Source organism: Arcicella rigui (genome assembly GCF_034929435.1).
Classification (GTDB): domain Bacteria; phylum Bacteroidota; class Bacteroidia; order Cytophagales; family Spirosomataceae; genus Arcicella; species Arcicella rigui.
The window spans coordinates 1-12,507 of the sequence record NZ_JAYFUM010000030.1 but is presented as its reverse complement, the minus strand read 5'-3'; the positions used below and the strand labels follow the sequence as shown (position 1 = coordinate 12,507).

Here is a 12,507-nt window from a genome sequence, read left to right as displayed (position 1 = left end):
CTTGAAACTTCTGATTTTCAAGAAAATGAAAATAAATAGCACATGAAAAAAAGTCTTTTATTCATAGGAGTATTATCGCTTGGCCTTGCTTTCGGATGCAATGACGAGTTGGATAAAACAAACCCCGGCGCTTTTACTACCGATAGTTATTTTTCAAATACCGTCGAATTAGAATCGGGAGTTAATGCAGTGTATGGGCTGCTGACTGGCTCAAATCTTTTTGGAAGAGAGTATTTTTTTACGAATGATTTAAGAACCGATGATTTTGCCACAGGTGGCGGACAATTGGAAGCTCCAAGAGCCCAACTCCTCAATGGCGTTCATCAGCCTACTAACTCTGTTATGGGGGCTTTGTGGACAGGTTTGTTTCGTATGATTCACCGTGCGAATGTGGTAATTGATGCAAAAGATAATTTCAAAACGCTTAATGCTGCAGACGAAACCAAGAAAAAAAGAATTGTTGCAGAAGCAAAATTCTTGCGAGCAATGGCGTATTATGAATTAAGTACGATGTGGGGCGGAGTACCGATTTACACAAGCAGTGCTACAAAATCGTCGGATGCCAAACCTCGGAGTACGCAAGATGAAGTGTTTGCTCAGATTATCAAAGACCTCAACGAAGCTCAAACAGACTTGCCATCTTCCTACACAGGAGCAGATTTAGGTCGTGCCACTAAGCACGCTGCTCAACTTGAATTGGCAAGAGTACTGATGTTTAAGGGAGATTATGCAGGAGCGAAAACGGAATTATCTAAAATTGTTTCCTCTGGACTTTTTAGCTTGACAAGCAATTACTTAGACAACTTCTTGGAAGAAACAGAATACAACAAAGAGTCTATTTTTGAAATTGGTTTCGACAGCAAAAACGGAATGAGCTGGGACAATGGCGACAGTGATAACATTGCTGGAAGTAGCCCAAGAAGGTCGTCGATTCGTCACCAAGAATACTCTGCTGTGGGTTGGAGAAACCTTATTCCTTCAAATGGACTCATTGACGAGTTCGAGCGTCCACAAAAAGGAGATACTAAAAGAGATCCAAGAATGAATTTTAGCTTATATTTCAAGGGCGATTTAGTGAATCAAGGCAAAGGACGTTTGGAAGTCGATTATCCGGTACAAGGAAATACTTCTGTTTTGGACGGCGTAGAACAAAAAATTAGTTGGAGAAAATACTCAGCTTTGTACAGAAATGCCGATGGATTCTATGATTTAAGTGGAATCAATATGCGTGTGATGCGTTATGCAGAAGTATTAATTAACCTTGCAGAATGTGAAAACGAATTAGGTAATACTACGGCTGCCGTAGCTTTATTGAACCAACTTCGCAATCGTGCTGATGTACAAATGCCTGCGTATCCAACTAAAAATTATCCTGTAAGTACTAAAGACCAAGTATTTACGGCTATTCAACATGAAAAAAGAGTGGAGTTTGCTGCTGAATGGTTAAGAGCAAAAGACATTGTTCGTTGGAGAAAACAAGGAAAATTGAAAAAAGAACCATTATCATACTTTGTGAATAACAAGCATGAATTATTACCTATTCCTCAGTTTGAAATAGATAATAATCCAAACATTAAAGGCAATAATCCAGGATATTAATAAAGGGCTTTTATTGCTAATTCTTGTTGATAATATGTTTTATTAGTGTAATTAAGTAGTCGTTGATTATGAACGGCTACTTAATTTGAGTGAAAAGGATAAAGGAATTTTGAAACAATAACCACAAAATAGAAATCAAGCAGTTTGTGACTTAATTATCAATGCAAAATATGCTAAATAAAGTTCGTATAAGCGAAAGCGTCAACTGTTTATACTCTAATTACCGTTAACTATGAAATACTGTTTTTCCATCATTATTTTACTCGTGTTGAGTGCTTGTTCTTCTGAAGACACTTTGTTTGAGAAGTTGAGTGCCAACCATACCAATATTACCTTCAACAATACAATTCAGGTTTCTGATTCATTAAATGTATTGCAATTCGAGTACATTTATAATGGTGCAGGTGTTGGCGTTGGCGATGTAAATAATGATGGATTAACAGATATTTTTTTTGCAGGCAATCAGGTAAGTTCACAACTGTACTTGAATAAAAGCGATTTAACCTTTGAAAATATTACTACCAAAGCAAACGTTGGCACAAAAGATTGGTGTACGGGCGTTGCCATGATTGACATTAATCAAGATGGAAAATTAGATATTTATCTTTCTACGATTCATCCCAATAGAGATAAATCTGCCCTTAAATTACTATTTATCAACCAAGGAAATGACAAAGACGGCATTCCGATTTTCAAGGAAGCTGCCAAAGAAGTAGGCTTGGCGGATGATTCGTATGGAACGCAAGCTACTTTTTTTGATTATGATTTAGATGGCGATTTGGATATGTATTTGCTCAACAATGCCATTGAAGGATACGACAGAAACGGCAGTATCGGGCAACATCACGACGCTTCGGGGCGAAGAGTTGATAAACTTTTTAGAAACGAAGGGAACAATCCCAACGGCTTGCCGATTTTCAAAAATGTTTCAAAAGAAGCAGGTATTTTGGATGATGGCTGGGGTTTGGGCGTAATCGTTAACGATGTAAACCAAGATGGCTATCCAGATATTTTTGTCGGAAATGACTTTTTCTCGAACGACCACCTTTATATCAATAACAAAAACGGTACATTTAGCAATAAAATTAATGAGTATTTCAGACACCTATCGCAAAATTCGATGGGTGTGGACATGGCCGATATTAACAACGACGGCTTGAATGATTTGGTGGTATTAGATATGCTTCCAGACGATAATCTTCGTCAAAAAACCATGTTTGCGAATATCGAATACGATAGATTTCAAGATAATTTAAGAAAGCAATTTTATCCGCAATATGTTCGGAATGTACTCCAAATCAATAATGGCAATGGCTCTTTTAGCGATATTGGTTACTTGACGGGCGTTGCGGCTACCGACTGGTCGTGGAGTCCACTATTGGCCGATTTTGATAACGACGGCTGGCGAGATTTGTTGATTACCAACGGTTATCGCTTAGATGTCACCGACTTAGACTTTATCGTTTACCGCCGAGATTTTGAAAGTATCGGGAATCCAAAAGAAAGAGTAAAGAAAATGCAAGAAGCTTTTGCGACTTTAACAGGCGTAAAAAAACCAAACTTCTTGTTTAAAAATAAAGGCAATTTACAATTTGAAAATGCCACAAAAGCATTCGGTTTAGGCGACGCTTCTTATACAAACGGCACAGCTTACGCCGATTTCGACAACGACGGTGATTTGGATTTAGTCATGAATAACATTGACGACGAAGCCTTTATTTACCGTAATAAATTGATTGACAACAGAAAAGATGCTTCGGCTGTTAAGAATCATTATTTAAGAATCAAACTTCAAGGCAATAAACCCAACACCAGTGCTTACGGAACAAAAGTATCGCTTTGGTGTCAGGGGAAAGCACAATTTGCCGAACATCAAACCATCAGAGGATACAAGTCAACCGTAGAGGATTTTATTCATTTTGGTTTGGGAAATGCCTCAAAAATAGATAGCCTAAAAATTACATGGCCTTCGGGAAAAGAACAATGGCTCAGAAATATCAGTCCAGATAAAGTACTAACGGTTTACGAAAAAAATGCTTTATCTGCACCCAAGCAGCTTCCCCAAGAAAAACTCTATACTTTTAAAGAAGTATCTCAAACCTATCAAATCGACTGGCGTTCAGAAGAATTTGATTATAACGATTTTTTAATTCAGCATACTTTACCGCATAAACATTCAGAATTAGGCGGTGGCATTGCCGTTGGCGACATCAATAACGATGGTTTAGAAGACTTTTTTGTAGGAGCATCGGCTCATAAACAAGGGGCTTTTTTCCTCCAAAATGCCAATGGAAAGTTTAGTAAAAAAGCTTTTCTCGAAAAAACTGAAGAAGATATGGGCGTATTGCTCATAGATGTTGATAAAGACAAAGACCTTGATTTATATTGCGTTAGCGGAAGTTCTGAATTTACAACCAACCTGAGCAAGTATCAAGACCGACTCTATTTAAACGACGGCAAAGGAAATTTCAATGCTTCGGTAGGTTACTTGCCCATCACCCAGTCGAGCGGTGCTTGTGTCAATGCTTGTGACTTTGATAAAGACGGCGACTTGGATATTTTCCGTGGGGGAAGAATACGCTCGACCGAATACCCCCTTTCGCCCGAATCGTATTTACTTCAAAATGATGGCAAAGGACATTTCAAAAATATAGCAACGTCTATCCAAGAATTAAGTCGTTGTGGCATGGTAACAGCCGCTTTGTGGACTGATTACGACAACGATTCTTGGATGGATTTGATGCTTGTTGGCGAATTTATGCCCGTGTGTATCTATAAAAATAACCAAGGAAAATCGTTCACCAAAATCACGCCTAAAGGTTTAGAAAAATCAAATGGCTGGTGGAATAGTATTTCGGGCGGTGACTTCGATAACGACGGAGACACCGACTATATACTTGGTAATGTGGGACTTAACACCAAACTAAAAGCCTCCGAATCACAGCCTGTCAGTGTACATTTCAAAGATTTTGACGAAAACGGTATTGTTGACCCACTTTTCACGGCTTACACCCAAGACAAAGAATATTTGGTACACCCAAGAGGAGCTTTGATAGACCAATTAATTGCCATGAGAAGACGTTTCAAAACATTCAAAGAATACGGACAAACAACCTTCGAGCAAGCTTTTACGTCCAGCGATTTGAAAGGCGTTAGCACTTTACAGGCGTATTGTTTTGCCAATTCTTACCTCGAAAACAAAGGCAATGGTACTTTTCAACTACAATCATTACCCATCGAAGCACAGTTTTCGGTGATGTACGGTACGCTTGTCAAAGACTTTAACAATGATGGAAATTTAGACATCCTCACCGTGGGCAACGACTACGGCACAGAAGTACTGACGGGCAGATATGACGCTGGTATTGGCAACTATTTGCAAGGAGATGGCAAAGGAAATTTCAAAAATGTAGCAGTCCGCAAGAGTAATTTCTTTGTCAATGGCGATGCCAGAGCCATTGCTCAACTGCATTTGAAAGACGGCAAAAACTTGTATTTGATTTCACAGCGAAACAACAAGCTCCTTTCCTTTGTAGAAATGCAACCACAAAAGAGTAGCATCCAAAAACCCAAAAGGAAGAAAGAAATATACATCGGTTCGGGCTATCTTTCACAGAGTAGTATGATAGATTAAAAACCATTTCAACCATTCAACTAAACAATTTCAAAACTATGAAAAACATACGAATACTTTTAATGATTGGCTTAATCATGGGTTATTGGGGAGCATTCGCCCAACCCCCACGTGGGCCATTGGTGGTTTCGCCACAGGTAAATTTCGATAAAACCATTACGTTTCGTTATCAGGCTATTTTAGCAAATGAAGTAAAACTGAATGCCCAGTTTGAAAAAGCTTTTGTTCCCATGACCAAAGATGCTCAGGGCATTTGGAGTGTAACCGTTGGCCCAGTTGCAGCCGACATTTACCCTTATAGTTTTCAGGTTGACGGCGTTACGGTGATGGACCCCGCCAATGTAGCTTTTTTCCCTAACGAACGCTTCAAAGCAAGCCTTGTAGAAGTACCCGACAACCCTGCGTTAGTGCACGCTATGAAAAATGTTCCGCATGGTACGGTTAGCTATGAATATTATCCTTCTGTTTCGGGAACGACGGGTAACTTAGTCGTTTATACGCCGCCGGGCTACCACAAAAACGCCAAAGCAAAATATCCCGTCTATTACCTCATAAGTGGCACGACCGACACCGAAGAAACTTTTTTTAAAGTAGGAAAAGTAAACTTAATCATGGATAACCTCATCGCCGAAGGCAAGGTAAAACCCATGATTATTGTCATGCCTTATGGCAATATTGCCGCCAGATTATCAGAACAATTGGGCGGACAAAAACCAGCCGACCCGACTGTACGTGACGGCGAAGATGCAGTAAAACGGGCGAAAGATTTTGAAAATGATTTAGTTAAAAACATTTTACCTTATATCGAAAAAAATTACCATACCGAAAATAATCGTGAAAGTCGTGCGATTGGGGGCTTTTCTCGTGGGGGTGGACAAACCTTGAGAACCGCTTTTAACAACATGGATACTTTCGCTTGGGTGTGTAGTTATAGTTCCTATTTATCGCCTGCCGAAATGGACAAAAGTTTCGGCTATATCACTGGCGATGCCGCCAAAACTAACAAACAATTAAAGTTACTTTGGAAAAGTGTTGGCAACGAAGACTTTTTGTACAAAGGTGCTTTAGAGTTTATGGATTATTTAACTGCAAAAAATATCAACCATAAAAAATTTGTCAACGACGGCGGACATACTTGGATGAATGTAAAAAAATACCTTCATGAAACCCTACCCTTATTGTTTAAGTAGGTTTTTCAAATTCATTTTCCAACGTAAAGTATTCAAAAGAATCAAAACCATGAAAAAAATAATTTACCTTTTTCAAGTCTTGTTGTTTTCGACTGTTGCGGTTGTAGCACAGCGACCACCCTCTATTAGTTCGCCAGATGTACACGCCGACAACAGCGTTACTTTTAGGTATTTTTCTAAAACCGCTCAGAAAGTAACGCTTGCAGGTGAGTTTTTAGCCAATCCTGTTGCATTCAAAAAAGATACTGCTGGTATTTGGAGTGTAACCGTGCCGCCCATAAAGCCCGATATTTACCCTTATAGTTTTTTTGTAGATAGCGTACAAATAGCCGACCCAAACAACACTTATATCTTTGCTAATGAGCGATTTAAGCGAAGTATTATAGACATTAAAGGCGATAAACCGCTGGTTCATTCCTTGCAAAATGTACCACATGGCAAAATCAACTATTGCTATTATCAATCATCTACTTTAGGCACTACTCGACAACTGCTTGTCTATACTCCGCCTGGTTACAATCCTTTTTCAAATATCAAATACCCCGTTTTGTATTTGATTCACGGGGGTTCTGATACCGAAGAAACATGGACAAAAGTAGGACGAGCCAACCTCATTGCCGATAATCTGATAGCACAAGGCAAAGCCAAACCCATGATTATTGTGATGCCTTACGGAAATGTAAGACCTGCCCCGATGCCTGATTTTACCAAAGATGTTGTCAACGACATTATCCCTTTTGTAGAAAGTAATTATTCCGTACTAACCGATAGTAAAAATCGGGCAGTAGCAGGCTTTTCGGTGGGTGGTGGACAAACCCTTAATATTGGACTGACCAATACCGATAAATTTGCCTATATCTGTTCGTATGCTCCTTATACCGCAACAGACGAATTTAAAAAGAATTTTACAGACTGGAATCCAGACGTTGCCAACATCAACAAACAACTGAAATTGTTCACGATAAGCGTAGGAACGGAAGATTTTTTGTATGAAAGTGTGAAACAAAATATTGCGATGTTTCAAGAAAAGAAAGTCAAACTAAATCCTTTTATTGTGTCTGGCGGACATACTTGGATGAACTGTAAATTATTCTTAGCCAATACTTTACCACAATTATTTCAATAATAAATATTACCTGACCACTCAATAATACCAGACAAGTAACTCGGGGACAATTTGCAAATTAAGCCCAGAACAAAACACAATCAACCTTTTAATTATACAAATATGAAAAAAACGAGCATTTATTTTTCTATATTTTTCCTTATGAACCTGATGGTTTATGCACAAAAAATAGAAAAAGAAGCACCCAAAGGCTTCGACCAAGTGCGAATGGGCATTGCAACGGGTAAATTAGACACCATCAAGTATCAATCGAAAACCGTAGGCACTACCCGAAAAGCTTTAGTTTATACGCCACCAGGTTTTAATAAAAAAACAAAATATCCTGTATTGTATCTGTTGCATGGCATCGGTGGCGATGAAAAAGAATGGCTCAATGGCGGTAAACCACAGGTGATTTTGGATAATTTATATGCCGAAGGAAAAATTCAACCGATGATTGTGGTCATGCCCAATGGTCGTGCCATGAAAGACGACCGTGCTGTTGGAAACGTTTTCGACAAAGAAAAAGTAGATGCTTTTGCTACTTTTGAAAAAGACTTATTAAACGATTTAATTCCTTTCGTTGAAAAAAGCTATCCGACTTTAACCGACCGTGAAAGCCGTGCCATTGCTGGGCTTTCGATGGGAGGCGGACAGTCCTTGAATTTTGGCTTGGGTAATTTAGATACATTTGCATGGGTTGGTGGTTTTTCGTCAGCTCCCAATACCAAAGTTCCGCAGGCATTAGTTCCCAATCCAGAAGAAGCCAAAAAAAAACTAAAACTCCTATGGATTTCATGCGGCGATAACGACGGCTTACTTTCGTTTAGCAAACGTACCCACGATTATTTATACCAAAACGATGTACCACATATTTACTATTTAGAACCCGGCGGACACGACTTTAAGGTTTGGAAAAACGGTTTGTATATGTATGTACAATTTTTGTTTAAACCTGTTGATGTAGCTTCATTTACTAAATACACGGTGTTGGGTACGCCTGCCAGTACCAACGTTCGCAATGCTCAGTACCCTCAAATTTTACCCGATAACCGTGTGGTATTCAAAGTAAAAGCCCCCAATGCCCACAAAGTACAAATTGATTTAGGCAAAAAATACGATATGGTAAAAGATAGCAGCGGTTTTTGGCACGTTACCACCGATTCTATTAGCAGAGGGATTCATTATTACTCTTTGTTGATTGACGACGTAGCCCTTGCCGACCCTGCCAGTGAAACCTTTTACGGTATGGGTCGCCAAGCAAGTGGCATTGAAATTCCTTATAAGGAAGGCGGTTTTTATGCCCTCAAAGACGTACCTCATGGCGATATTCGTATCAAAAAGTACTTCTCGAAAGCCAGTAATGCTTGGCGTGAAATGTATGTTTATACACCGCCAGGTTACGACAAATCTAATGAAAAATACCCCGTTTTATACTTGCTACACGGCGGTGGCGAAGACCAACGAGGTTGGGCTATACAAGGACGTACTGACTTGATATTGGATAATTTGATAGCCGAACAAAAAGCAAAACCAATGGTAATCGTCATGCTTGACGGCAATTTTTATGGCAACGGTGGCGGCGTAGCAGGTTTTGGCGAAGTACAACTCAAAGCCTTTGAAAATGAGCTATTAAATGGAGCGATTCCTTATGTAGAAAGCAATCTGAGAGTAGAAACAGACGCTAAAAACCGTGCTTTGGCAGGGCTTTCGATGGGCGGTTTGCAAACATTGTATGCAGGTATCCGAAACACCAATTTGTTTTCACACTTGGGCGTATTTAGTTCTGGTTGGTGGGCCAATAATACCAAACTGTCTGACCCTCAGTATGAATTTATGAAAAACAATGCCACGGCTATCAATGCCAACTTGAAAAACTTCTGGATTTCGATGGGAGGAAAAGAAGACATTGCTCATGCCAATTGCCAAATTATGATGAAAAAATTTGATGACATGGGCATCAAGTACCAATACAGCGAATACGCTGGCGGACATACTTGGCCTGTGTGGAGACACGACATTTTTCTGTTTTCACAAATATTGTTTAAGTAAGTTTACAAAATCGCTCTCCAGCATTTCTCTTGAAATGATTGGAGAGTGATTTTTATTTTTGAAGGATTTCAAGTTAAATACTAATCCTCTAAGATTAGAAACTCAAAAAGATTAATCTAAAACATTATGTCCAATCAAACGGACGTTTATTTATACAATTTTAGATTTACTAAAACTTCGATAAAGATTTACTAAAGAAGCCTTCGTTTGTATAAAATACTTGTATAGCATTCAAAGTATAATTTTAATTACTATTTAATGAATAAGTATATACAAATTGTGTACTTATCTGAAAACTTTGAATTTGTAGTTCAAAATGTTATGTAGTTCAAAATGTTATTTATAATGTTTTGGTATCTAAATTTTTGATACTTCCCATATCGACTTCATCAAGGTCAGAATCTAAGCTGTTAAAATTCTCCATTATTCTTTTCTTTACGCACCGAGTTTGGAATGACCGCAACGCCTCTTTGGGTAAACCATCTCAGAATGATTAAGCAACACTCTTCTTATACTTTGCCGACAAAGTAAGCTATCTCCTCAGATTAAAAAATAGATATTATTGTCGTTGGTGGGAATATATTGATGTTGGTCTAAAATTATCCTCCTGTTTATCTTCTTGTTCTAATACAAAGATATATTTGGCAAAAATTAGATAAATAAAATATCATATAAAAACACAAGCCTGTCAATAGTAGTAAAAGCGACCATTGACAGTATATGGTTTGAAAATCGTAAGTTTTTGTTTGAAATACATTATTTATCCTTGAATTATTCCTATAATTTTGTTAATTATCCATATAAATTAAACATAGCATTATGGCAAAATATTCTCTAAAAATAAATGGGAAAACGCAACAAATAGATGTTGACCCTTCAACGCCAATCCTTTGGGTTTTAAGAGACCATTTGAATATGACAGGTACTAAATTTGGATGCGGTATGGCTATGTGTGGTGCTTGTACCGTTCATTTAGATGGTACTGCGGTGCGTTCTTGTAGCCTCCCTGTTTCGGCTGTTGGCAAACAAGCCATTACAACCATCGAGGGACTATCTGCCGATGGTACACATCCCGTACAAAAAGCTTGGATTGAACACGACGTGGCTCAATGCGGCTACTGTCAGGCTGGTCAAATCATGAGTGCTACGGCTTTACTAAAGACCAATCCTAATCCAACCGACGAAGATATTGATAATTACATGAGTGGAAACATTTGTCGTTGTGGTACTTATTTACGTATCAAAGAGGCGATTAAGGCAGCAGCACAAAAGTAACCAACCTTAACCTTGATTAAAAATGGAAAATACCAATACACAAAACCGTCGTTCGTTTTTAAAGTCTTCCATGTTGGCAGGTGGTGGACTCATGTTGAGTTTTAGTTGGCTCGCCAATGCTCAAGCTGCCGACAAAATGGAGGCAATGAATTTGCCTGACCAATGGAATGAACTCAATGGCTATATCAAAATTACGCCCGATAATGTTATCAAAATTATTTGTCCAAACCCCGAGTTTGGTCAAAATGTCATGACTTCGCTCCCGATGATGGTAGCCGAAGAATTGGACGTAGATTGGAAAAATGTGGTCGTAGAAATGGGGCCACACGATAACGTAAAATTAGGAATGCAATTCACAGGCGGTAGTAATTCTGTAAGAATGTACTGGAAACCTTTGAGAAACGCAGGGGCTTCGGCAAGACAAATGCTTATCGAGGCGGCGGCTCAAACTTGGGGCGTACCAGCCAGTGAAATTACGACCCAAGCAGGTGTTTTGTCGCATCCAAGCGGAAAATCGGCAAAGTATGGCGAAATGGTGAGCAAGGCGGCTACTATTCCCGTTCCGAAAGAAGTACAACTAAAAACGCCAAAAGATTTTTCTATCGTTAGTCATTCAAAGAAAAATACAGAAGGAGTAAAAGTAGTTACGGGAAAACCGCTTTTTGGCATAGATTATAAAGTTGACGGAATGCTCATTGCCATGATTCAGCATCCGCCTGCTTTTGGGATGAAACTCAAATCTTTTGATGCTTCCCAAGCCTTAAAAATGCCAGGAATCAAAGACATTTTTAGTTTCAAACTCTATGACGATGGGTTTGAACAAGGTGGTTTTGATACTCGTACTTCCAACGAAATGATTGCCATTGTGGGTAAATCTACATGGGAAGTAATGAACGCTCGTAAAAAAATCAAAGCCCAATGGGAACCCACTGGCGACATCAAAGAAACCATGATGGGACGAGGGGGCAAAAGAGAAGTAACCATTCCGGGCAGGTTAGAAACCACAAGCGACCAATTGGCATTGATGGCGGAGTATGCTAAAAAACCCGCACAGCAATTAAGAAAAGATGGCGACCCAGAAACGGCTTTCAAAAATGCCGCTCTGGTGATTGAACGTACTTATAACGCTCCGTTTTTAGCCCATAATACCATGGAGCCGATGAACTTCTTCGCCCATGTTTCTGAAGATAAAGCTTTGGTAGCTGGGCCTTTACAAGCACCGGGCTGGATGGAGCCAACACTTTCAAAAATCTTGAATTTACCTGCCGATAAAATAGAGATTCAGATGACCCGTATGGGTGGTGGTTTTGGGCGTAGAGCTTATGGGCAATATATATATGAAGCGGCTCGTATCTCTCAACGCTTGAAAGCTCCTATCAAATTGATTTATACCCGTGAAGACGATATGACTTACGGCATCTATCGTCCGATGTACACGGCTACTTACCGTGCGGCTTTAGACGCAAACAAAAACCTGATTGCTTTTCACGTAAAAGGGGGCGGTATTCCCGAAAATCCTATTCATGCCAATCGTTTCCCTGCTGGTGCGGTAGATAATTACTTGGCTGAGGCTTGGGAAATTCCTTCTAATATTACCATTGGGGCTTTCCGAGCTCCTCGCTCAAACTTCAACGCTGCGGCCGAACAGTCGT

The 12,507-nt window shown here is 39.3% G+C and carries 7 protein-coding genes; all 7 read left to right on the top strand.

Translation table 11 applies throughout. The features are described from left to right. Window positions 1-42 precede the first annotated feature (42 nt). The gene (locus VB248_RS21050) at window positions 43-1,599 is read left to right on the top strand and encodes a RagB/SusD family nutrient uptake outer membrane protein (protein WP_323298810.1); all 1,557 of its coding nucleotides are present in this window, start codon (window positions 43-45) and stop codon (window positions 1,597-1,599) included. 232 nt (window positions 1,600-1,831) lie between these two features. Continuing rightward, on the top strand, window positions 1,832-5,233 hold the full coding sequence (locus VB248_RS21045; protein ID WP_323298809.1) for a VCBS repeat-containing protein: 3,402 nt from the start codon (window positions 1,832-1,834) through the stop codon (window positions 5,231-5,233). 38 nt (window positions 5,234-5,271) lie between these two features. Continuing rightward, entirely contained in the window at window positions 5,272-6,423 is a 1,152-nt protein-coding gene (locus tag VB248_RS21040; protein WP_323298808.1) for an alpha/beta hydrolase, read from the top strand. 49 nt (window positions 6,424-6,472) lie between these two features. Beyond that, window positions 6,473-7,549, top strand: coding sequence for an esterase (locus tag VB248_RS21035; RefSeq protein WP_323298807.1), 1,077 nt, complete (start codon window positions 6,473-6,475; stop codon window positions 7,547-7,549). Between the two features lie 102 nt (window positions 7,550-7,651). After that, window positions 7,652-9,580, top strand: a complete 1,929-nt coding sequence (locus VB248_RS21030; protein WP_323298806.1) for an alpha/beta hydrolase-fold protein — start codon at window positions 7,652-7,654, stop codon at window positions 9,578-9,580. An 819-nt stretch (window positions 9,581-10,399) separates the two neighbouring features. Continuing rightward, window positions 10,400-10,855 carry a (2Fe-2S)-binding protein gene (locus VB248_RS21025; RefSeq protein ID WP_166580176.1) on the top strand — a complete coding sequence of 152 codons (456 nt, stop codon included), beginning with the start codon at window positions 10,400-10,402 and terminating at the stop codon, window positions 10,853-10,855. Window positions 10,856-10,877: 22 nt separating this feature from the next. Then, window positions 10,878-12,507 (top strand): xanthine dehydrogenase family protein molybdopterin-binding subunit (locus tag VB248_RS21020; RefSeq protein WP_323298805.1); only part of this gene is annotated, 1,630 nt, incomplete at its 3' end.

Excerpts from the sequence above, each read along its gene's own strand:
- VB248_RS21050 (WP_323298810.1), top strand. The coding sequence starts at position 43 with ATGAAAAAAAGTCTTTTATTCATAGGAGTATTATCGCTTGGCCTTGCT.
- VB248_RS21040 (WP_323298808.1), top strand. The coding sequence starts at position 5,272 with ATGAAAAACATACGAATACTTTTAATGATTGGCTTAATCATGGGTTAT.
- VB248_RS21045 (WP_323298809.1), top strand. The coding sequence starts at position 1,832 with ATGAAATACTGTTTTTCCATCATTATTTTACTCGTGTTGAGTGCTTGT.
- VB248_RS21025 (WP_166580176.1), top strand. The coding sequence starts at position 10,400 with ATGGCAAAATATTCTCTAAAAATAAATGGGAAAACGCAACAAATAGAT.
- VB248_RS21030 (WP_323298806.1), top strand. The coding sequence starts at position 7,652 with ATGAAAAAAACGAGCATTTATTTTTCTATATTTTTCCTTATGAACCTG.
- VB248_RS21035 (WP_323298807.1), top strand. The coding sequence starts at position 6,473 with ATGAAAAAAATAATTTACCTTTTTCAAGTCTTGTTGTTTTCGACTGTT.